The sequence below is a fragment of the Streptomyces umbrinus genome, assembly GCF_030817415.1.
GTDB classification, from domain to species: Bacteria; Actinomycetota; Actinomycetes; order Streptomycetales; family Streptomycetaceae; genus Streptomyces; species Streptomyces umbrinus_A.
Genome location: NZ_JAUSZI010000002.1, coordinates 9,173,946 through 9,195,078 on the forward strand (window position 1 = coordinate 9,173,946; position 21,133 = coordinate 9,195,078).

Annotated in this window: 18 protein-coding genes and 1 pseudogene; 14 read left to right on the forward strand and 5 right to left on the reverse strand. The window is 71.1% G+C overall.

Going from position 1 to position 21,133, the window contains the following annotated elements:
- Positions 1-122: 122 nt before the first annotated feature.
- The 5 genes and pseudogenes from QF035_RS40570 (at position 123) to QF035_RS40590 (ending at position 6,143) form a co-directional block, all read left to right on the forward strand.
- Positions 123-1,778, forward strand: a complete 1,656-nt coding sequence (locus QF035_RS40570; RefSeq protein ID WP_307526246.1) for an FAD-binding dehydrogenase — start codon at positions 123-125, stop codon at positions 1,776-1,778.
- Between the two features lie 200 nt (positions 1,779-1,978).
- Positions 1,979-2,929, forward strand: a complete 951-nt coding sequence (locus QF035_RS40575) for a hypothetical protein (protein ID WP_307526248.1) — start codon at positions 1,979-1,981, stop codon at positions 2,927-2,929.
- 50 nt (positions 2,930-2,979) lie between these two features.
- Positions 2,980-4,550, forward strand: a pseudogene (locus tag QF035_RS40580) (APC family permease).
- Positions 4,551-4,753: 203 nt separating this feature from the next.
- Positions 4,754-5,491, forward strand: a complete 738-nt coding sequence (locus QF035_RS40585; protein ID WP_260694997.1) for a molybdopterin-dependent oxidoreductase — start codon at positions 4,754-4,756, stop codon at positions 5,489-5,491.
- Positions 5,478-6,143, forward strand: a complete 666-nt coding sequence (locus tag QF035_RS40590; protein WP_307526250.1) for a cytochrome b/b6 domain-containing protein — start codon at positions 5,478-5,480, stop codon at positions 6,141-6,143. Before QF035_RS40585 ends, QF035_RS40590 begins: the two co-directional genes overlap by 14 nt.
- 88 nt (positions 6,144-6,231) lie before the next feature.
- Here the strand turns inward: QF035_RS40590 and QF035_RS40595 are convergent, their stop codons facing one another.
- From QF035_RS40595 to QF035_RS40610, 4 genes are all read right to left on the reverse strand, one after another.
- Positions 6,232-7,269 carry an L-idonate 5-dehydrogenase gene (locus QF035_RS40595; RefSeq protein ID WP_307526252.1) on the reverse strand — a complete coding sequence of 346 codons (1,038 nt, stop codon included), beginning with the start codon at positions 7,267-7,269 and terminating at the stop codon, positions 6,232-6,234.
- An 86-nt stretch (positions 7,270-7,355) separates the two neighbouring features.
- Complete coding sequence (locus QF035_RS40600; RefSeq protein ID WP_307526254.1) at positions 7,356-8,114, reverse strand: SDR family oxidoreductase; 759 nt, start codon at positions 8,112-8,114, stop codon at positions 7,356-7,358.
- Between the two features lie 25 nt (positions 8,115-8,139).
- Complete coding sequence (locus QF035_RS40605; protein ID WP_307526256.1) at positions 8,140-9,567, reverse strand: GntT/GntP/DsdX family permease; 1,428 nt, start codon at positions 9,565-9,567, stop codon at positions 8,140-8,142.
- Between the two features lie 62 nt (positions 9,568-9,629).
- Complete coding sequence (locus tag QF035_RS40610; protein ID WP_307531795.1) at positions 9,630-10,139, reverse strand: gluconokinase; 510 nt, start codon at positions 10,137-10,139, stop codon at positions 9,630-9,632.
- 184 nt (positions 10,140-10,323) lie between these two features.
- Here QF035_RS40610 and QF035_RS40615 point away from each other — a divergent pair, with 184 nt between their 5' ends.
- Entirely contained in the window at positions 10,324-11,031 is a 708-nt protein-coding gene (locus QF035_RS40615) for a FadR/GntR family transcriptional regulator (RefSeq protein ID WP_307526257.1), read from the forward strand.
- Between the two features lie 105 nt (positions 11,032-11,136).
- Here QF035_RS40615 and QF035_RS40620 read toward each other — a convergent pair whose 3' ends face one another.
- On the reverse strand, positions 11,137-11,559 hold the full coding sequence (locus QF035_RS40620) for a YchJ family protein (protein ID WP_307526258.1): 423 nt from the start codon (positions 11,557-11,559) through the stop codon (positions 11,137-11,139).
- A 374-nt stretch (positions 11,560-11,933) separates the two neighbouring features.
- On the opposite strand from QF035_RS40620, the gene QF035_RS40625 reads away from it, so the two are divergent.
- The 8 genes from QF035_RS40625 to QF035_RS40660 all read left to right on the forward strand — a co-directional run bounded on the left by QF035_RS40625 (position 11,934) and on the right by QF035_RS40660 (position 21,130).
- Entirely contained in the window at positions 11,934-13,799 is a 1,866-nt protein-coding gene (locus tag QF035_RS40625) for a phage tail sheath family protein (protein WP_307526260.1), read from the forward strand.
- A gap of 56 nt (positions 13,800-13,855) precedes the next feature.
- Entirely contained in the window at positions 13,856-14,380 is a 525-nt protein-coding gene (locus QF035_RS40630) for a phage tail protein (RefSeq protein ID WP_055614510.1), read from the forward strand.
- Between the two features lie 66 nt (positions 14,381-14,446).
- Positions 14,447-15,175: a T4 family baseplate hub assembly chaperone gene (locus QF035_RS40635; RefSeq protein WP_307526262.1), complete on the forward strand. Its 729-nt coding sequence runs from the start codon at positions 14,447-14,449 to the stop codon at positions 15,173-15,175.
- The gene (locus QF035_RS40640; RefSeq protein WP_307526264.1) at positions 15,168-15,944 is read left to right on the forward strand and encodes a hypothetical protein; all 777 of its coding nucleotides are present in this window, start codon (positions 15,168-15,170) and stop codon (positions 15,942-15,944) included. The genes QF035_RS40635 and QF035_RS40640 overlap by 8 nt, the downstream gene beginning before the upstream one ends.
- A 76-nt stretch (positions 15,945-16,020) precedes the next feature.
- Entirely contained in the window at positions 16,021-17,091 is a 1,071-nt protein-coding gene (locus tag QF035_RS40645; RefSeq protein ID WP_307526266.1) for a DUF4255 domain-containing protein, read from the forward strand.
- A 33-nt stretch (positions 17,092-17,124) separates the two neighbouring features.
- Entirely contained in the window at positions 17,125-19,242 is a 2,118-nt protein-coding gene (locus QF035_RS40650) for an ATP-binding protein (RefSeq protein ID WP_307526268.1), read from the forward strand.
- Positions 19,233-19,553, forward strand: a complete 321-nt coding sequence (locus QF035_RS40655) for a hypothetical protein (RefSeq protein WP_307526270.1) — start codon at positions 19,233-19,235, stop codon at positions 19,551-19,553. The genes QF035_RS40650 and QF035_RS40655 overlap by 10 nt, the downstream gene beginning before the upstream one ends.
- Positions 19,550-21,130, forward strand: coding sequence for an eCIS core domain-containing protein (locus QF035_RS40660; RefSeq protein ID WP_307526271.1), 1,581 nt, complete (start codon positions 19,550-19,552; stop codon positions 21,128-21,130). Before QF035_RS40655 ends, QF035_RS40660 begins: the two co-directional genes overlap by 4 nt.
- Positions 21,131-21,133: the final 3 nt, after the last annotated feature.

Genomic DNA, 21,133 nt, shown 5'->3' on the forward strand with positions numbered 1-21,133 from the left:
GCGGGGCGGGGTGCGGGTATCGACCGACTGTAGCCCGAGTCCGCGGAACCCGGCAGTTGACTGGGTCACTCCGTTGCCCAAGGATCTGACCGACCAGTAACAAGGCCGAGGAGGCACTGCTCATGGCGTACGACGCAGATGTGATCGTGATCGGGGCGGGCCTCGCCGGGCTCGCGGCGACCGCGGAGCTCGTCGACGCGGGGCGCAAGGTGATCCTTCTCGACCAGGAGCCGGAGCAGTCGATCGGCGGCCAGGCGCACTGGTCGTTCGGCGGGCTCTTCTTCGTGGACTCTCCCGAGCAGCGCCGGATGCGGATCAAGGACAGTCACGCGCTGGCCCTCCAGGACTGGATGGGCACCGCGGGCTTCGACCGCCCGGAGGACCACTGGCCCCGGAAGTGGGCCGAGGCGTACGTCGACTTCGCGGCCGGCGAGAAGCGGTCCTGGCTGCACAAGCAGGGCGTTCGATGGTTTCCCGTGGTGGGGTGGGCGGAGCGGGGCGGATACGACGCCAATGGGCATGGCAATTCCGTGCCCCGGTTCCACATCACGTGGGGTACGGGGCCGGGGCTTGTCGCGCCTTTCGAGCGGCGGGTGCGGGCGGGGGTTGCCCGTGGGCTCGTACAGCTCAAGTTCCGGCATCGGGTCACCGGGCTGTCGCGGAGCGCGGGTGACGTCGACACCGTGAGCGGTGAGGTGCTTGAGCCGTCGGACATCCTGCGTGGACAGGCCAGTGGGCGCGCTGTTGCCGGCGCCTTCGAGTTCAAGGCCCAGGCCGTGATCGTCACGTCGGGAGGGATCGGCGGCAACCATGATCTTGTGCGCGCCAACTGGCCCGAGCGGCTGGGCTCTCCGCCCGAGCGGATGATCTCCGGTGTGCCCGCGCATGTGGACGGTGAGATGCTCGGCATCGCGGAGGGCGCGGGTGCGCGTCTCATCAATCGCGACCGCATGTGGCACTACACCGAGGGCATCCAGAACTGGAACCCCATCTGGGACAAGCACGGCATCCGCATCCTGCCCGGGCCGTCGTCGTTGTGGCTGGACGCGCGCGGCAAACGGCTGCCGGTCCCGCTCTTCCCCGGCTTCGACACCCTCGGCACGCTCGAACACATCATGAAGACCGGGTACGACTACACGTGGTTCGTGCTCGACCAGAAGATCATCGGCAAGGAGTTCGCGCTCTCGGGTTCCGAGCAGAACCCCGATCTGACGGGCAAGTCCGTCAAGGGCGTGTTCCAGCGGGCGCGGGCCGATGTGCCGGGGCCGGTGCAGGCGTTCATGGACAAGGGCGTCGATTTTGTGGTGGAGAAGGATCTTGGTGCTCTGGTGCGGGGCATGAACGCGCTCACCAAGGAGTCGCTCATCGATGAGGGTGAGCTGCGGCGCGAGATCACAGCGCGGGACCGGGAGATCGCCAACCCGTTCACCAAGGACCTTCAGGTCACGGCCATTCGCGGGGCCCGCGCCTATCTCGGCGACAAGCTGATCCGTACGGCCACTCCGCACCGCATTCTCGACCCCAAGGCCGGGCCGCTCATCGCCGTACGGCTCAATATTCTGACCCGCAAGACGCTCGGCGGTCTGGAGACCGACCTCTCGTCCCAGGTGCTCACCGAGGGCGGTGACCCGTTGTCCGGCGTGTACGCGGCGGGGGAGGCCGCCGGGTTCGGCGGCGGCGGAGTGCACGGATACCGGTCCCTGGAAGGGACGTTCCTCGGCGGATGTCTCTTCTCGGGGCGTGCGGCCGGGCGGGCCGCGGCGAAGGCCGTCGGCTGACGGTGAGGTTGCGGCGGCCTCAACTGGGGGCCGCCGACAGGTCGTTGACGCGTGTAAAGCGCTGTCCGGGCTTGACGCGAACCATTGGCTGGGGGTTGGCTGTCCGTAATTGGCCCCTGACAGAATCCAACCTCCGGTAAATGTCAACCGGTTGCACAAAACGCCCACTGAATTACCGCGTCGTGTGAGGAAGTTCCGCGGTGTCTCCACCCCCACCACCCCTGGGACGCGGTCGCAAACGCGCGGCCCAGGCCTTCGACGCCGCGCTCGACGACGCCGAACTCGTCGCCGCCCGCGCCGCGTTGGCCCAGGGCCGGTGGACAGCCGTACGCGGTCTGCTCGTCGAGACCGGCGACGACTGGGACCGCCGCGGTCACCGCGTCACCGCCCTCGCGCAGGAGTCCAGCACCCAGGCCTGGGCCCGTGACTGGCTGGTCGCCGAGCCCGAGTCGGGCGACGCCTCCGTGCTGCTCGCCCTCGCCACCGTGCAGCGCGCCCTGAACGGCAAGGACAAGCCCGCCCGGGCGCGCGAGGCCTGTCGTGTCGCGGCCGGACTGCTGCCCGCCGACCCCACGCCCTGGCTCGGGCTGCTGATGCTGGAGCGCGTGCTCGGGGGTGAGCAGGACGTGGTCCAGCTCTTCGACGAGGTGCGGCACCGGTACGCCGACCACCACCACGCCCACCATCTGATGGTGGCCCGGCTCGCCGAGCGAAGACCTGACGCCGGGCAGGACCCGCTGCACGAGGTCTACGACTTCGCGACCTGGTCGGCCGAACAGGCCCCCGCCGACTCGCCGTTGGCCATCCTCCCCGTCGTCGCGCACGCCGAGCGCTATCGCGTCCTGGCCGCCGCCGGCGTCGAGCCCGCCGATCCCGTGGCCTCCGGGCACTGGGTCGGGCGCCGGGCCCGCCAGGTGATGAAGGCGGCCTTCGACTGGTGGCTGGAGTGGGAGCGCGACGACCATCCGCGCAGCCAGATCGACCTCAACTTCCTTGCCCACGCCAAGTTCTGCGAGGGTCGGGGCGCCGAGGCCGCCGCCCTCTTCCATCGCGTCGGGCCGTACGCCACCCCGGTGCCGTGGTCATACCCCGACCGCGACCCGCACAAAGCCTTCCGTGCCGCACGCGACAGCGTGCTCGGGACGGTTTGAACAAACGCCCACACCGCAGCCACTGGAACATCCGAAAGGACAATCCCGCCATGACGACGGGCAGTTCGCATACCTCAAGTGCGTCGAGCACGAGTAGACAGGCCGCCGCCGACGGCGGCGGCATCAGTACATTCAAGGGTCAGGACCGCGCCCTGCGTTCCGACCGGCTCGGCACGGGGGGACTGCTGCTCTCCGTCCTCGCGGCGACCGCCCCGCTCATGGTGGTCGCGGGTGTCATGCCCACCACATTCGCGGTGATGGGCATCGTCGGCCAGCCGCTGCTCTTCGTCCTTCTCGGCATCGTGCTCGTCCTCTTCAGCGTCGGGTACGCCGAGATGAGCCGCCACGTCCACAACGCGGGCGCCTTCTACGCGTACATCTCCCGAGGCCTCGGCGGCACCGCGGGCTCGGGTGCCGCGGCGGTCGCGCTCGTCGCGTACAGCGCGCTGCAGATCGGCATCTACGGCATCTTCGGCTTCGAGGTGTCCGGCCTGTTCGCGACCTACCTCGAGGTCGAAGTCGCCTGGTGGATACCGGCGTTGGTGGCGGCGCTGGCCGTCGGCGCGCTCGGCTGGCTGAAGATCGACGTGAACGCGCGCGGGTGCTCGGCGTGCTCCTGGTCATCGAGGTCGCGCTGGTCGTCATCTTCGACGTCGCGGCCGTCGCCGACCCCGCCAGGGAGGGCCTGTCGCTGCACGCCTTCAACCCCGACACCCTCACCGGAGCGGGCGTCGGCACCGCGCTGTGCTTCTGCATCGCCGCCTTCACCGGCTTCGAACAGGCCCCCGTGTACGCGGAGGAGACCAGCCGCCCGCACATCCTGGTCCCGCGCGTGATGTTCCTTGCGATCGGCTTCGTCGCCACCTTCTTCGCGCTCAGCTCCTGGGCGCTGACCGTCGCCGCCGGGCCCTCGGGAATCGTGGGCGCCGCGCAGAAGCAGAGTGCGGGGCTGCTGTTCTTCCTCACCGAGGAGCGGCTCGGCGGGACGTTCACGGACGTGCTCCATGTGCTGTTCGTGACCGGCATGTTCGCGGCGTTGCTCAGCTTCCACAACGTCGTCGCCCGGTACGCCTTCGCCATGGGCCGGGAGGGCCTGCTGCCCTCCGTCTTCGGCCGGACCACGGGCGCGAGCGGCGCGCCCGGCACCGGATCGCTGCTGCAGACCGTCATCGCCGTGGTGGTCGTCGGGGCGTTCGCCGTCGCCGACGACAAGCCGACCGGCGACCCGACCGCGCCCGTGCTGCAGCTGTTCACCTGGATGGGCAACGTCGGCGCACTCGGCGTGATCGTGCTGATGGCCGCGGCCTCGCTCTCCGTCGTCGTGTTCTTCGCCCGCCGGGGCGCCGCGGGAGCCCAGGCCTGGCGTCTCGTGGCCTCCGTGATCGCCGGTGTCTCGCTGCTCGTCATCGCCGTCTACACCGTCAAGGACTTCGACGTCCTCGTGGGCGCGGGCCCCGACTCCTCGCTGAGCTGGGTGCTGCCCGGCATCATCGTGCTGGCCGCCCTGGCGGGCATCCTCCAGGGCCTCTACCTGCGGGCCCGCAAGCCCGAGGCGCACGCCAGGATCGGGCTCGGCAACGAGGCGTTCCAGCTGGAGAAGGCGGCCGAGGAGGACGTGTGAGCGGCTCGGTCGCCCGGGTGTCGCAGGCCGGCCTCCGGCTGACGGGCGTCTCGCGGGCGGGCATCCTGCCCGTTGGGCACTCGCTCACGGCACTCGGCTCATGGGCGCCGCGATTCTGAGAAAGCCGTAAGAAGTGATTACGGAACTCTGACGGACATCCTTGGCCCCTGGCTTCCGGGGGCCGAGGATGTTCGAATCAACAGGTGAACACGGAACAACCGACCGCTTCGGATCCGGAGGAGAGCGGCACTCCGGTCGGGCGGCGGCTCATGCTCGGCATGCTCGGGCTCGGCGCACTCGGCGTGGCCACCGCGCCCACGCTCCAGAGAGGCCTGGAGTCCTTCCTCGGCGGCGCCGCGGACAAGGATCCGACCGGGCTGACCGGCCTGCTCCCCAATGGCGGCGGCTTCCGCTACTACTCGGTCACCTCGTCCGTCCCGCACAAGAACGAGGACACCTACCGCCTCAAGATCGACGGCCTGGTCGACCACCCCGCCACGTACACGCTGGCCGATCTGCGTGCCCTGCCGCAGACCCGGATGGTCCGCGACGTCCAGTGCGTCACGGGGTGGAGAGTGCCCGACACGCCCTTTGAAGGCGTACGACTGTCCCAGTTGCTGGACGCCGCGGGGGTGCGCTCTTCTGCCGGGGCGGTGCGGTTCACATGCTTCGACGGTGCGTACTCGGAGAGCCTGACCCTGGCCCAGGCCCGCCGTGCCGATGTCCTCGTGGCCCTGCGTATGCAGGACAAGGACCTGAACCATTCGCATGGTGGTCCCGTCCGTCTCTATGTCGCCCCCATGTACTTCTACAAGTCCGCGAAGTGGCTCTCCGGCATCACCCTCACGTCGGACGTCCGGCCCGGCTACTGGGAGGACCGGGGCTACGACGTGGACGCGTGGGTGGGCCGCTCGAACGGACGTGACGATGACGCGACCTGAGACCGAGGCCCCGGGAGCGCCCGACCGGACGCCGGACACCGGGGAGCGCTTTGCGGGTGCGGTGCGGGTGCCGCGGTTCGCGCCCGCCGAGAGGTGGGTGCACCGGGTGACGGCCGTGTTGATGGGGGTGTGCGTGGCGACCGCGGCCTGTCTGTACCTGCCGCAGCTCGCCGAACTCGTCGGGCGGCGTGAACTGGTTGTACGGGTGCACGAGTGGTCGGGGCTGTTGTTGCCGGTGCCTGTCCTGGCCGGGCTCGTCTCGCGGGCCTTCCGGAAGGACCTGCGGATGCTCAACCGGTTCGGGCCGCACGACGGGGTGTGGCTGCGGGCGGCGCTTCGGCGTGACGCCCGGCCCGAGTCGCGGCCGGCCGGGAAGTTCAACGCCGGGCAGAAGGTGTACGCGGCGTGGATCGCCGGGGCCGTTCTCGTCATGCTCGGGACCGGGTTGTTGATGTGGTTCACGCATCTTGCGCCGCTTGTGTGGCGCACGAGTGCGACCTTCGTGCATGACTGGCTTGCTCTGACCATCGGGCTTGTTCTTGCCGGGCACATTGGGATGGCCATGGCCCGTCCGGAGGCCCGGCGAGGGCTCCGGACGGGGTCCGTCAGCAAGGAGTGGGCGGAGGAAGAGCATCCGCTCTGGCGGCCGTAGGGGTGGCCTCCGGCGATTGGGCGGGGGGATGACCGGTTGTTGAGTGGGTGCGGGTGTGTTGGGGCTGGTCGCGCAGTTCCCCGCGCCCCTAGAGGGGCGCCGGGGCCTCGAAGTCCAGCAGAACCTTGCACGACTCCGCTCGGTCTGCCGCCAGGGTGAAGGCCGATTCGGCCTCGCTGAGGGGGACCACCGCGCTGACCAAGTTGTCGAAGCGGGGCTCTCGGGCGAGGAGCGCGAGGGCGTCGTCGAACTCCGTGTCGAAGCGGAAGGCTCCTCGGAGTTCGATCTCCCGGCTGACGACGAGGTTGCCCGCGAAGGGGGACTGGCCGGGGGGCAGCATGCCGAGTTGGACCACGACCCCGCCACGGCGTACGAGGCGGAGGCAGGTGTCGAGGCCGGCGGCGACGCCCGAGGCCTCGATGGCCGCGTCCACCTCGGAGGGCCAGGCGGGAGCGGACGGGTCGTCCGCGCGCAGTGCCTCGTCCGCGCCTGCCGCCACCGCGTACTCCAGGGCGCGCGGGAGCAGGTCCGTGACCGTGACCCGTGCGGCTCCCGCCGCCTTCGCCGCCGCTACGACCAGGCAGCCGATGGGGCCGGCACCGGTGACGAGGACGTGCTTGGCGGTCACGTCTCCGGCCCGTCGTACCGCGTGGAGTGCGACGGAGAGCGGCTCTGCCAACGCGGCCCGGCGGAGGGGGAGTCCGGCGGGGATCGGACGCAACTGCTCGGCTGGGACGACGACCTGTGCCGCGAAACCGCCCTGGACGTGGGGCGTGCGGGCCGCGCTGCCCAGGTAGCGGGTGTCGCGGCACACGTTCCGGCGGCCGTCGGAGCACTCGGGGCACACCCCGCAGGGCGTGGCCGGGTGTACGGCAACGGGCGTACCGAGGGCGGGGCCTGATGTTCCGTCACCGTAGAGGAGTACCGTCCCGACCACCTCGTGGCCGAGGACCATCGGCTCGCGGAGGCGGAAGTCGCCGACGCCGCCGTGCCGCCAGTAGTGGAGGTCGGATCCGCACACTCCGCCGTACCGTACGGCGACGAGGGCCTCGCCGGGGCCGGGGGAGGGGACCGGGAGTTCGTCCACGCGCAGGTCGTCCTGGCCGTGGATCACACAACCGAGCATCAGCACACACCCTTTCGGGGAACTTCAGGCTTTCGGAGAGCTCATGCCCTGAGAGCTCATGTCCTGAGAGCTCACGTTCGGAGAACTCAGAGGACGCTGGTCATGCCGCCGTCGACGTACAGCACCTGTCCGCTGACGAAGTCCGCCGCCGGGGAGGCGAGGAACAGGACTCCGCCGACCAGGTCCTCCGTACGGCCCCAGCGGCCGGCCGGGGTCCTCCGGCGGACCCAGGCGCTGAACTCCGGGTCGTCGACGAGGGGTTGGGTCAGTTCGGTCTCGATGTAGCCGGGGCCGAGGCCGTTCACCTGGACGCCGTGCGGCCCCCAGTCGGCGCACATGCCCTTGGTCAGCATCTTCAGCGCGCCCTTGGTGGCGGCGTACGGCGCGATCCCGGGCCGTGCCACCTCGCTCTGCAGGGAGCAGATGTTGACGATCTTGCCGTGTCCGCGCGCGGTCATGCCGCGGGCGGCCTCGCGGCCCACGAGGAAGGCACTGGTGAGGTTGGTGTTGAGGATGCGGTGCCAGTCGGCGTCGGCGAACTCCAGGAGCGGGGCCCGCAGTTGCATCCCGGCGTTGTTGACGAGGATGTCCAGCGGGCCCACCCGCTCCTCGACGTCCGCTATCCCGGCGGCCACCGACGGGCCGTCGGTCACGTCGAAGGCGGCCGTGTGGATCTCGCCCGGCAGTTCCGCGGCGGCCTTGGTGAGCCGGTCGGTGTCGCGGCCGTTCAGGACCACCGTGCAGCCTGCCTCGGCGAGACCCCGGGCCAGCGCGAGGCCGATGCCCCGGCTGGACCCGGTGACCAGTGCCGTACGGCCGCTGATGTCGAAGAGAGGGTGAGTCATCGTTGTACTACTCCCGGAGAGCGAGCTAGATCACTAGGGACAGCAGGAGGACCAGGGCGCCGGCGACCACGGAGATGATGGTCTCCATGACCGACCAGGTCTTGATGGTCTGGCCGACGCTGAGGCCGAAGTACTCCTTGACCAGCCAGAACCCGGCGTCGTTCACGTGGGAGAAGAACAGTGAACCGGCGCCGATGGCCAGCACGAGCAGCGACGCGTGCGCGGTCGACATGTCGGCCGCGAGCGGGGCCACGAGACCGGCCGCCGAGATGGTGGCGACGGTCGCGGAACCGGTCGCGAGCCGGATCGCCACCGCGATCAGCCAGGCGAGCAGCAGCGCGGGTATCGACCAGTCCTTGGATATGTCCAGGATCATCTGGCCCACGCCGGAGTCGATCAGCGTCTGCTTGAAGCCGCCGCCCGCACCGACGATCAGCAGGATGCCCGCGATCGGGCCGAGGGACTTCTCGACGGTCGAGGAGATCCGGTCCTTGGTGAACCCGGCCGCCCGGCCGAGGGTGAAGATGGCGACGAGCACGGCCGCGAGCAGGGCGATCAGCGGCGAGCCGATCACGTCGAAGACGCGCTGCACCATGTTCTCGGGGTCGTCGATGACGATGTCCACCAGTGCCTTGGCCAGCATCAGCACGACCGGCAGCATCACGGTGGCGATGGTGACGCCGAAGCCGGGGCGCTTCTCCAGGTCCTCGGAGGCGCGCTGCGCGGGGGTCTGGGGGGAACCCCCAGTTGAAAGCAGCATCTTCTCCGGCGCCGGGACGTCCACCCAGCGGGCCGCGTACTTGGAGAAGACCGGGCCCGCGATGATCACGGTCGGGATGGCGACCAGGATGCCGAGTGCGAGGGTGACGCCGAGGTTCGCCTTGACCGCGTCGATCGCGACCAGCGGGCCGGGGTGCGGCGGGATCAGCCCGTGCATCACGGAGAGACCTGCGAGCGCCGGGATGCCGATGCGCATCAGCGAGTAGTTGCCGCGCTTGGCGACCATCAGGACGACCGGGATAAGGAGCACGATGCCGACTTCAAAGAACAGCGGCAGTCCGATCACCGAGGCGATCAGGACCATCGCCCACGGCATCGAGCGTCCGCCGGCCTTGGCGAGGATCGTGTCGACGATCTGGTCGGCGCCGCCGGAGTCCGCGAGCAGCTTGCCGAGGATCGCGCCGAGCGCGATCAGGACGCCCACACCGGCCACGGTCGAACCGAGGCCGGCCGAGAAGCTGGTGATCGCCTTGTCGAGGGGCGCTCCGGCGAAGGCGCCGAGCGCCAGCGACCCGATGGTCAGGGCGAGGAAGGCGTGCAGCCTGAACTTGGTGATGAGCAGGACGATGACGGCGATGCCCGCCAGCACGGCGATGCCCAGCTGAGCGTGGCCCGCCGAGGTGATCGGCTCGACGGGGTCCGCTGCCAGCATCTCGACACTGAGTCTGGTCACGGTGGTTTTCCTTGAGGGGAGGGGAGGACTGTGGGGGTGGGGCTGAGTGGGGGCTGCGGGAGTTACCCGTCGAGGCCGTGCAGCGCGGTCACGGCCCGGTCGGTGATCTCCTCGGGGCTGCCGGAGACATCCACCGCGACACCCGTCTCGTCCGCCTGGAGCGGCTGGAGGGTGGCGAACTGGGAGTCCAGGAGCGCCGTCGGCATGAAGTGGCCCTGGCGGTGCGTCATCCGGTCCTCGATGAGCTGCCGGTCGCCCGTGAGGTGGACGAAGACGACTCCGGGAGCGGCAGACCTGAGCCGGTCCCGGTAGCTGCGCTTCAGTGCGGAACTGCTGACCACTCCGCCGAGGCCGGCCCGACCGTGTGCCCAGGCGCCGATGGCGTCGAGCCAGGGCCAGCGGTCCTCGTCGGTCAGCGGTGTCCCGGCCGTCATCTTGGCGATGTTGGCCTCGGGGTGGAAGTCGTCGCCCTCGGCGTAGGGAACGCCGAGCCGCTGGGCGAGCAGGGGACCGATGGTGGTCTTGCCCGTGCCTGCCACTCCCATGACCACGACGACGTGGGGGGTGCTCATCACTGCCTCGCTGTCTTCCTCGACACCCGGATTCGGCTTCCCGGTGTCGACATCCAGATGCCGGATGTACGTCAGGTGCCGCATCCGTCACGACACTGAAACCCATAGGTCAGATGAATTCAAGAGTCTGTGACGTATAAGTCTGACTTTTTGTTCCCGGCGTCCGACTCGTAGGCTGAACCCCATGAGCACACCGGGCCGGGGGCTGCACGGCCATGTACTGGAGAGCCTCGGTCCCGCCATCACCGCGGGTGAGTACCCGCCGGGCAGCGTGCTGCGCACCGACGAGCTGGCGCAGCGTTTCGAGGTGTCACGCTCGGTGATGCGCGAGGCGGTCCGGGTCCTGGAGTCGATGCACCTCGTGGAGTCCCGCCGCCGGGTCGGCGTCACCGTACGTCCCGCGAACGAGTGGAATGTCTACGATCCCCAGGTCATCCGGTGGCGGCTGGCGGGCGCCGACCGGCCCCGGCAGTTGCGCTCGCTGACCGTGCTGCGGTGTGCCGTCGAGCCGGTCGCCGCGGGGCTCGCCGCCAAGCACGCCACGGCCGAGCAGTGTGCCGAGCTCACCGAGTGTGCCCTCGGCATGGTGGCCAACTCGCGTGGCCACAGGCTGGAGGGGTATCTCGTCCACGACGTGGCCTTCCACCGGATCGTGCTGAACGCCTCCGGCAACGAGATGTTCGCGCGGCTCGGTGACGTGGTCGCCGAGGTTCTCGCCGGCCGTACTCACCATCAGGTCATGTTCGAGGATCCGGATCCGGCCGCCGTCACTCTCCACGTTCAGGTCGCCGAGGCGATTCGTGGGGGTGACGCGGTCCGGGCGGAGGAGTTGACACGGGAGATCGTCGTGGGTGCGCTTCAGGAACTGGATGTTCTTAGTCCGGAGGCCTGAACTTCTGGGCCTCGGTGGGTAGTTGTTCGGCTGCGGGTGCGTGGGGGCTGGTCGCGCAGTTCCCCGCGCCCCTAACGGGGCACAGCCCCGCGCCCCCTGTCGGGGCTACTTGCTGATGTCCCCGTCCACGTACACCCACGACCCGTCCATCCGCTCGAAGCGGCTGCGCTCGTGGAGTGAGCCCCCTGTGTACGACGCCCGGAAGGTCACCGTTCCGGTCGTGTGGAACGCCGTGCCCTCGCTCGTGGTGAGGATCTCCAGGCCGGTCCAGCGCATGCCCGGATCGAAATCGACGCGGGTCGGGCGGGTGCGCGGATGCCAGGTCCGCAGCAGGTACGCCTCGTCGCGCTTCACGAATGCGCAGTAGCGCGAGCGCATCAGCGCCTCGGCGGTGGGGGCCGTGGCCCGACCCCGATGAAATCGGCCACAGCACTTTTCGTACGTCTCCGCAAGACCGCAAGGGCAGGAGGGGTTGTGCGCGGGGGCGGAACGGCGCTGGTTGCGGGATTGCGGGGTGCGTCGGGACATACGCTCCATTCTGCTGCACCACGGCCTGTGGGGAATCCGTGAATCAGCTGCCGCGACACGAGTACATCGTGTGCGAGCTGTGCGCTGTGCTCTTCATCGAACCTCCCCCAGGCGTGGCGTGAACCTGACTTGCATGCGCAACTGCCGACACAGCACGGTGGGTTGAGCACTTGAGCATCAGGAGTCACAAGCGTGCTGCTTGACCCCGGACGGCCGTCCGACCGGGGCACTGACGGGGGAAAGCTGATGCGGTGCCGCGGTCCGGTGCGCTCACGCGTGTCCGGAGACCTCCGCGTGCGCCGTGAACGAGACGTCTCCCTCTGCCGCCTCTTGGTGCCTTTCACCCGGTGCCCGAGAACGGATTAGGAGGGGGAATGCCGATGAGCGCGGTGAACACTGCCAGGCCGACGTATCCCGGCGTCTACGTCGAAGAGCTTCCCAGCAGCGCCCGGACCATCTCGACCGTCACCACCTCGGTGACCGCCTTCGTGGGGCACACCCGGCGCGGCCCGCTGAACGAGCCGGTGCGCGTCACGAGCTTCACCGAGTTCGAGCGCCGCTTCGGCGGCCTGAGCTCGCAGAGCGCCGTCGGCTACGCCGTGCACCAGTTCTTCGGCAACGGCGGCACGGTCGCCGTGATCGTCCGTGTCGCCAAGGCGGGCAGCGGCAAGGCCGCCTGCGTCACCCTGGAGTCCACCGAGGGCCACAGCGAGTCCGCGGTCCTCGAAGTGCACGCCAAGGAACCGGGCGTGTGGGGCAACGGCCTGCGGGTCGCCGTCGACTACGACACACCTTGCCCGGACGAAACGTTCAACCTGCGGGTGTACGACGCCAAGGGCGAGGCCCGCGAGAGCTTCACCGGTCTGTCCATGGACGCCTCGCACGGCCGGCACGCGCCGACCGTGATCAACGCGGGGTCGCGGCTCATCCGCGTCGAGGCCGTGGGCGAGGGCCGTCCCGACCCGTCCGGCACCGTCTCCAAGCCGTTCGGGCACGAACTCCCGGACCTGGCCGTCGACTTGACCGTGAAGATCGGTGAGGTCGAGCGCGAGTTCACCCTGTACGACCCCGACTGCGACGGCGAAGCCCCGTCCAACGTGGCCGAGTTGGCCCTGCTGCTCGAACGCAAGCTGCGGGCGCTGCCCGACGCGCCGGGCAAGCACGCCTTCGCGGGCGCCGAGGTCACCGCCTTCGGCAAGCGCCTCCAGGTCGTCGCGGGCTCCACCGACCCCGAGGACGTCGTCCGTTTCGTCGGCGAGTGCGCCAACGACCTGGGCCTTGAGGCCTCCGTCAACCCGCCCGTCTTCCCGCTGGAGGGCGGCGAGGACGGCGAGGCGCCCGGACCGCGCGACCTCATCGGCAGCGAGGCCGACAAGACCGGCATCCAGGCGCTGCGCGGCGTCGCGGACGTCAACCTGCTCGTCCTGCCCGAACTCGCGGCGTACGAGTCCACCGAGGACGCCATCACGGTCGTCTCGGCGGCCCAGCGGCTCTGCCAGGAGCGGCGGATCTTCCTCCTCGTCGACGCACCCGGCACCTGGGTCAGCGTGGACACCGCCCGCGCCGGACTCGCGGCCTACGACGCCGTACGCGGCAACCACGCGGGCCTGTACTTCCCGCACCTTCAGCTCACCGACCCGCTCACCGGTCGGCTGCGCTCCTTCCCGCCGTCCGGCGCCGTCGCCGGGGTCTACGCGCGCACGGACTCCGAGCGCGGGGTGTGGAAGGCGCCGGCCGGCACCGAGGCGCGGCTCGCGGGTGTGCACTCCCTCACGGTCAACCTCACCGACCGTGAGACCGGACTGCTCAACCCGCTCGGCGTCAACTGCCTGCGCACCATGCCGATGGTGGGCCCGCTCGTCTGGGGCGCGCGCACCCTCGAGGGCTCGGACGCGCTCGACAGCGAGTGGAAGTACGTGCCCGTGCGGCGGCTCGCGCTGCACGTGGAGGAGAGCCTCCAACGCGGCCTGCAGTGGGTCGTGTTCGAGCCCAACGACGAGAACCTGTGGCAGCAGATCCGCCTCGGCGCCTCCTCGTACCTGCACACGCTGTTCCGTCAGGGCGCCTTCAAGGGCGGCACGCCGCGCGAGGCGTACTTCGTCAAGTGCGACCACGACACCACGACGGACGAGGACATCGCGAACGGCGTCGTGAACGTCCTGGTCGGTATCGCGCCGGTCAGGCCCGCCGAGTTCGTGATCGTCAGGATCCAGCAGACGTCCGGGCAGTTCGAGCTCTGAGTTCGAACTCCGAGTTCGAGTTCTGAGATCGACGACGGAGAACGTGAAGGAAACCGATGGCTGAGTTCACTGTCAACGCCCAGCGCTTCGACCCGTACAAGAACTTCAAGTTCCTTGTGCTGTGGGACGGTCGTACGGTCGCGGGCATCAGCAAGATCAGTCCGCTGAAGCGGACCACCGAGGTCGTCAAGCACCGGCACGGCGGCGACCCCAGCTCCCCGCGCAAGTCGCCGGGGCGCTCGGAGTTCGAGGGGATCACCCTGGAGCGCGGGGTCACGCACGACCCCGAGTTCGACCGCTGGGCCAACAAGGTCTGGCAGGTCGGGGCCGGTCTCGGCTCCGAGGTGTCCCTCGCCGACTTCCGCAAGGACATCGTGATCCAGGTCCTCAACGAGGCCGGTCAGGTCGCCGTCTCGCACAAGCTCTACCGGACCTGGCCGAGCGAGTACCAGGTCCTCGGCGAACTGGACGCCAACGCCAACGCGGTGGCCATCCAGTCGCTGAAGCTCGAGTGCGAGGGCTGGGAGCGGGACTACGAGGTGCCCGAGCCGGAGGAGCCCTCGTTCCTCAACCCCGCCTGAACGGCGGCGAGTTGAACGACAGATGGGCCGCGGGGGCGGCGGGGCGGGTACGGAACGGGGGCGGGCATGACGAACACTCGGGCGGCTGAACTGCTCACCACCTGGGAGACCGGGCTTGCCCAGGCTCCGTCCGGACGCGCCCTGCTGCTGCACCGCGCCGCCCGCCCCGACACCGGCGGCGAGACGCTGTCCGCGCTGCCGGTCGGCGAGCGGGAGGCGGACCTCTTCGCGCTGCGCCGGGCCCTGTTCGGCGAGCGGATGCAGGTGCGCCTCGTCTGCTCGGCCTGCGGCGAGGACATGGAATTCGACCTGGACGCCGGGGAGTTGGCCCGGTCGACAGGCGCTCCCGCCCAGTCCTCGGTACAAGTCGCCGAGGACGGCTGGGAGATCGAGTTCCGGGTGCCGGGCGTCGCCGACCTGACGGCGGCCGCCCGGCACCCGGATCCACGGCGGGCGCTGCTCGCCCGCTGCGTCGTCTCGGCGGTGCGCGGCGGGGTGGACGTCCCCGCCGACGCGCTGCCCGAGACGGTGCAGCGGCGGCTCGCCGAGGCGGCCCAGGAGGCCGACCCGGGCGCCGACGTCACGCTCAGCGTCAACTGCCCCGAGTGCGGAGCGGCCACCCGGGCCGAGCTCGACATCGCCTCCTATCTGTGGACCGAACTGGACGCCTGGGCACGGGACGTGCTCCTCGACGTCCATCTGCTCGCCACCGCGTACGGCTGGAGCGAGCCGGAGATCCTGGCGCTCAGTCCGCTGCGGCGCCGCTACTACCTGGAGCTGTGTGCGGATGTCTGACTCCGTGGGGGAGCACCCCGTGAACGAGGGGGACGTGGGGGAGTCCCGGGCACCCGACTTCTTCGACCGGCTGCTCGCCCGGCACACCCCGGCCGCCGCGCCGCACCCCGGCGTGGCGCGCGTACGCCCGCGGCTCGCCGGCCCCTTCGAACGGGCCGAGGCGGTACGGGCCGGTGCGCAGGAGCCGGAGACGGCCGAGCCGCTGTGGCCGACCTCCGCCCCATCACCCATGTCCGACGGCGACTTGGCGCGCCCGGCGGTCCGCGAGGTCCAGTTCCGTACGGAGCGTGAGCGGACCGTCGTACGGCCCGAGCGGGCGCTGTCGGACGAATCCGCGCCCCGGCCCGTGGCGCGGGACCTGCCCGAGGCGCCGCTGCTCAGGCCCGCCGTGCCGGTGGCGCCGGGGCCGCGGCCCGTGCTCGACACCGCGCGGCGCTCCGCCGGGCGGGGCGAGCCGGAGCGGTCCTCCCCAAGCGCGGTGTCCGTGCCCCTCCCCTCGGGTGCGGCCACCGCTTCCCCTGCCGCCGTGTCCGCCGCGCTGCGACCCAGCTCGGCGGACACGGTGGCGGCCCGTGACGCCGTACGGCAGGCCGCGGGCCGACGGTCGGGCCGCGGGGGCGAGCAGGTGGTGCAGGTGCAGATCGGGCGGCTCGAAGTGACGGCGGCGGGTCCCGCGGCCGCGGGTGGCGGGAGCCGGGGTGCCGCTGCCGCGCGGCGGCCGGGAGCTGCGCTGAGCCTGGCCGACTACCTGGCGAGGGGGCGTGAGTGAGGAACGTACGACGAACCCGGAGCACCGAGGGTGGACACGGTGATGCTGAGGAACCTGGGACTGAGGAACTGACGTCATGAGCAACGCACTCGCCATCGCCCACGTCACCCAGGCCCTCGCCCTGCTGATCGAGGCGAATCTCCAGCCCGAGATCGACATGGCCGTCAAGGTCGAACCGCGCAAGCCGTCGGCCGATCCGCCGGCCGAGCCCACCATCACCGTGTTCCTGTACCAGGTCACGCCCAACACCTCGCAGCGGAACAACGACCTGCCGACGCGCGCTTCCGACGGCACGCTGCTCAAGCGGGCCGCCGCGGCACTGGACCTGCACTTCCTGATCAGCGCCTACGGCGAGGAGTCGGAACTGGTCGGGCAGCGGCTGATCGGCTCCGTGGTGCGCACGCTGCACGAGATACCCGTCCTGCCGAAGGACATCATCGAACTCGCCGGGGAGAAGCCCTACTTGGCGAGCAGCGACCTGGCCGAGGCGGCGCAGCGGGTGCGGTTCTCGCCGACGGTGATGGACATCGACGAGACCTCGAAGCTGTGGGGGATGCTCCACCAGACCCCGTACACGCTGTCCGTGGTGTACCAGGCGGCTCTCGTCTTCATCGACGGGCGAGAGGTGCCGGTGCCGGCGAAGCCGGTGGAGCGGAGTGCGGTGCGGGTGCTGCCGTTCGGGGCGCCGGGGGCCCCGGGGGCGCCGGTTCCGCCCGGCGCGTCCGCGAATGGGTCCGCGAATGGGTCCGCGTCCCCGGAGGGCGGGGCTTCCGGCGAGAGGGCCGGTGAGGCGGGGACGAAGGCTGCCGCCAAGACGCCCGGCAAGCCTGAAGCCGAGTCCGAGTCCGAGTCCGAGTCCGAAGCCAAGCCTGCCGCGAAGGCTGCGGCCAAGACCCCGGCGAAGGCTCCCGCGAAGGCACCGGTGAAGGCCGCCGCGAAGGCACCCGTGAAGGCCGCCGCGAAGGCGCCGGCTCGCGCCCGCAAGGAGGGACAGCCCAACAAGGCCGCCCAGTCGGGCAAGTCGGGTAATTCGCCCCAGTCCGGCAGGCCGGCGCGTGGTGCGGCCAAGAGCACGGGAGCCGCGGCCTCCGCAGCCTCCCCGGAAGCCACCACGGCCGGCGACGGCCCCGAGGGCACGGAGGACTGAGGCGGCGTGGGAACGACGGGGGCAGGTGAAGGCATGGGGACGAACGAGACGGGCACACCCGGCACGGCGGACGGCAGCACGACGCTGACCGCCGAGATCCGGCGCGTCCTGGCCCGTGTCGACGCCCATGCGGCGCGGGCGGCCCGCGCGGCTCGTGCCGCCGAGCCGGACCGGGGGACGGGCACTGGCTCGGGAATGGGATCCGGCTCGGAGACGGGTTCGGAATCGGGATCCGGCCGGGGAACGGGCTCGGCGCCCGAGCCCGACGACGGCCCTGGCCCCGGCTCCGGCCCCCGTCCCGGTGGGCCGGAGGACGCCGGTCACCCGGTACAGCACCCGGCGGGTCCCGCCACCGCGCCCCTCGACGCCCTCGTCGCCTGCTTTGGGCTCACCGCCTTCGAGCGGGACCTTGTACTCCTCACCGCCGCCCACGAGTTGGACGCCACGACCGCCGCCCGGTGTGCCGCGGCGAGCGGGGACCCGGAGCGCGCGTACCCCACGTTCTCGCTCGCGCTGGCCGCTCTCGCCGAACCGCACTGGAGTGCGCTGACCCCGGTCGCGCCCCTGCGGCGCTGGCGGATCGTGGAGCTGGACGACGACTCGCGGCTCACGCTGTCCCGGCTGCGGCTCGACGAGCGCATCCTGCACTTCCTGCTCGGCTCGCCCTACCTGGACGCCCGTCTGCACGGCCAGTTGCGCCGCACGCCGGTGCCGGACGAGCTGCCGCCGTCGTACGACCTGGCCGCGAGCCGGGTCGCCACGGGCTGGGCGACCGGCGCGCGGCCGGACGCGCCCCTGCTCGTCGAGGTGGTCGGCGGCGATCTGCGCAGCCGGGCCGACATCGCCGCCGCGGCCGCCGCCCGCTCCGGGCTCGGGCTGTACGCGATGAGCGCCGAGGACATCCCCACGGACCCCGCGGACCGCGACCGACTGGCCCGGCTGTGGCAGCGCGAGGCGATCCTGCTGCCCGCCGCCCTGCTGGTGGAGGCCGGTGAACTCGACCGTGACCAGCACGCGGCCACCGACACGTTCCTCGCCGGAGCCGCCGTCCCCGTCGTGGTGTCCAGCGCCGACCCGCGACAGACGGACCGGCCGCACGGCGAACGGGTGGCCGTGCCCCGCCTGGACGACGAGGAGCAACTCGGCCTGTGGACAGGCGCGTTCGAAGGTGTCGCCGAGATCCCGGAAGGCGAACTGCGGTCGTTGGTCGCGCAGTTCCAGCTTCCGCCCCATGTCGTACGTGCCGCTGCGGCCGCCGTACGCCGTGATCTGCCCGGCGAGGACGAGCTGGACGCCGGTCGACTCGCCTGGCGTGCCGGAATGAACGAGGCCCGTGTCGGCATGGACGACCAGGGCCGCCGTATCGAGCCCGAGGCGGGCTGGGACGACCTCGTGCTGCACGAGCGGCAGACGAGTGTGCTGCGCGAGATCGTCGCGCACGTGCGTCAGCGGGCAACTGTCCACCAGGAGTGGGGATTTGCGGCGACCCTGCGCCGAGGACTGGGCGTGACGGCCCTGTTCGCGGGTGGTTCCGGGACGGGCAAGACGCTCGCCGCCGAGGTCATGGCCAAGGAGCTCGGGCTCGACCTCTTCATCGTCGACCTGTCCCAGGTGGTCAGTAAGTACATCGGCGAGACCGAGAAGAACCTGCGGAAGGTGTTCGACGCAGCCGAAGCCGGTGGCGCGCTCCTCCTCTTCGACGAGGCCGACGCGCTCTTCGGCAAGCGCAGCGAGGTCAAGGACAGCCACGACCGCTACGCCAACCTCGAAGTCAGCTATCTGTTGATGCGGATGGAGGCCTATCGGGGGCTCGCGATCCTCACCACCAACATGAAGAAGGCCCTGGACACGGCGTTCATGCGGCGGATCCGCTTCGTCGTCGACTTCCCGTTCCCGGCCGAGCACGAGCGCGCCGAGATCTGGCGCCGGGTCCTGCCGTCGCGGACCCCGACGAAGGGCATCGAGCCGGAACTGCTGGCCCAACTCACCGTCGCGGGCGGCTCGATCCGCAACATCGCCCTGTCCGGCGCGTTCCTCGCCGCCGAGGAGGGCGACCGGCTGCAGATGCGGCACATGCTCGCGGCCGCCCGCACCGAGTACCTCAAGCTGGAGCGCTCCCTGACGCCGGGGGAGGTCCGCGGATGGGTGTGAGCAGGCCGCATCGGGAGAATTCGGCAGGTCGTCCCGAGCCGCGCGAGATCCGTGTCGACATCGGCGAGCTGGTCCTGGACGGCTTCGGCCCGTCCGTGGATCCGGGGCGCGTATCGGCGTCGTTCGAGCGGGAGTTGACCCGTCTCGTACGGGAACACGGGGTGCCGCTGGCCTCGGACGGCACCGTGTCCGTGGACGGGGTGTCGGGACTGCCTCCGATGCCTGACGGGCTGTCCGCGCGCCGGCTCGGCCAGGAGCTGGCACGCGCGGTGCACGCGGGGCTTTCGGGCCGTGGGGAGGTGACGCGATGACGACCTCCGCCGCTCAGGACTCCCAGGCGGCCGAGCAGGCCGCCGCCGAGCGCCGCCGCAAACGCAAGGAGCGCGCGGCGAAGAACCGCGCGCCCGAGCCGAAGAACATCGTCAGCGGGGCCGGGCAGCCGCTGGACGCCGGTGTGCGCCGGGAACTGGAGGAGCAGCTCGGCCACGACCTGGGATCCGTACGTCTGCACACCGACCGCGACGCGGGTGCGCTCACCGGCATGCTGGGTGCGGACGCGGTGGCGGTGGGCCAGGACATCTTCTTCGGCGAGGGCCAGTACCGGCCGGGCACGGAGCAGGGCCTTGCCCTGCTCGCGCACGAGCTGCTGCACACGATCCAACACCCGTTCGCCAGCGGCACGTTGACGGCAGGCCGCGACCTGGGCCGGGTCAGCGCGCCGCACGAGGCGGCCGAGCGCGCCGCAGAGGACACCGCCCAGGCCGTGGCGCGCGGCGAGCAGGCACCCGAGGTCGCCCCGGAGGCCAGCACACCGGCGTGGATGCGCTACACCACCGTCCACGCCGACCGCAATCGGCTCGAGCACCTCGACCCCGCCACGCTGGTCGACCGCCTCGCCAACACGGTCGTCCGGTCGCTCCGCACCGACCCGACGGACAGCGCGCAGCGCGTCCGCGCCTCCCTGGCCCAGCTGTCGGAGGAGCTTCAGGAGCGCGTACTTGATCGCCTGGAGCACCGGCTGCTCTCCTCCGAGCACGACTTCGTGCTGGACCTGGTCACGGAGATCGACGAGGACGGCCGGGCGGAGAGCGAGGCCACCGCCCGGCAGCGCGGCCTTCTCGCTCCGGAGGTCGAGGAGGACACGGCCGACGACGTACGGGCGGAGCGGGAGAAGGAGCAGGAGGCCGCCCGGGAGGAGCAGCAGCGCACCGAGAGGACGGGGCCCGCTCCCGGCCCGGAGAAGCAGGCCGTCGACGGGGCCGGAGCCGGGGACACCGCTCCCGCCGCGGGCAGTACGCCGGAGAACGCGGGCGGCACGATCCCGCAGGGCGGTACTCCGGGCGCGGACGCAGGGAAGGCCGAGGACGAGAAGGAGTCCGACCCCCGGACGGGTGGGGACGCGTCCAGCCCCAGGGGGGACGGCGAGCAGGCCGCTTCGCCCGCCGCGCAGTCGGAGCAGAAGGCGGGGCAGCAGGAGTCCGCGGCCGGCGGGAAGGCCGGAGCACGGGCGGCCGGGAAGCAGGGCGAGAAGTCCGGCGCGGAGAAGAACGGACAGCAGGGGCAGCGGCAGGACAAGGGGAAGCAGGGCGGCGGGAAGGACGGCGACCGGGCCGAGGCGAAGCAGGCCGAGGAGAAGGCCAGGAAGGAAGCCGGCCAGGAGGAGGCGGCGGGTCCGCGCGCCGAAGACGAGGCCGCCGCCAAGGCCCGCGAGAGCGCCGCCGCGGCCGAGGCGGCCAAGAAGGACGAGCCGGGCCGCGACGAGGGCACCCCCATGGACGCGGGCAGGGGCCGAGGGTTTCCCCGGCCGCGCCGGCACGCTGGACGGGGCCCGCGCCCAGGACCAGGAGGACGAGGAGACGCGGGAGGAGTCCGCCGGCCAGGGCGGTGACTC

Coding starts and splice junctions, on each gene's coding strand:
- QF035_RS40570 (WP_307526246.1), top strand. CDS start 123: ATGGCGTACGACGCAGATGTGATCGTGATCGGGGCGGGCCTCGCCGGG.
- QF035_RS40590 (WP_307526250.1), top strand. CDS start 5,478: ATGACGCGACCTGAGACCGAGGCCCCGGGAGCGCCCGACCGGACGCCG.
- QF035_RS40595 (WP_307526252.1), bottom strand. CDS start 7,269: ATGCTCGGTTGTGTGATCCACGGCCAGGACGACCTGCGCGTGGACGAA.
- QF035_RS40600 (WP_307526254.1), bottom strand. CDS start 8,114: ATGACTCACCCTCTCTTCGACATCAGCGGCCGTACGGCACTGGTCACC.
- QF035_RS40610 (WP_307531795.1), bottom strand. CDS start 10,139: ATGAGCACCCCCCACGTCGTCGTGGTCATGGGAGTGGCAGGCACGGGC.
- QF035_RS40615 (WP_307526257.1), top strand. CDS start 10,324: ATGAGCACACCGGGCCGGGGGCTGCACGGCCATGTACTGGAGAGCCTC.
- QF035_RS40620 (WP_307526258.1), bottom strand. CDS start 11,559: ATGTCCCGACGCACCCCGCAATCCCGCAACCAGCGCCGTTCCGCCCCC.
- QF035_RS40625 (WP_307526260.1), top strand. CDS start 11,934: ATGCCGATGAGCGCGGTGAACACTGCCAGGCCGACGTATCCCGGCGTC.
- QF035_RS40630 (WP_055614510.1), top strand. CDS start 13,856: ATGGCTGAGTTCACTGTCAACGCCCAGCGCTTCGACCCGTACAAGAAC.
- QF035_RS40635 (WP_307526262.1), top strand. CDS start 14,447: ATGACGAACACTCGGGCGGCTGAACTGCTCACCACCTGGGAGACCGGG.
- QF035_RS40640 (WP_307526264.1), top strand. CDS start 15,168: ATGTCTGACTCCGTGGGGGAGCACCCCGTGAACGAGGGGGACGTGGGG.
- QF035_RS40645 (WP_307526266.1), top strand. CDS start 16,021: ATGAGCAACGCACTCGCCATCGCCCACGTCACCCAGGCCCTCGCCCTG.
- QF035_RS40650 (WP_307526268.1), top strand. CDS start 17,125: ATGGGGACGAACGAGACGGGCACACCCGGCACGGCGGACGGCAGCACG.
- QF035_RS40655 (WP_307526270.1), top strand. CDS start 19,233: ATGGGTGTGAGCAGGCCGCATCGGGAGAATTCGGCAGGTCGTCCCGAG.
- QF035_RS40660 (WP_307526271.1), top strand. CDS start 19,550: ATGACGACCTCCGCCGCTCAGGACTCCCAGGCGGCCGAGCAGGCCGCC.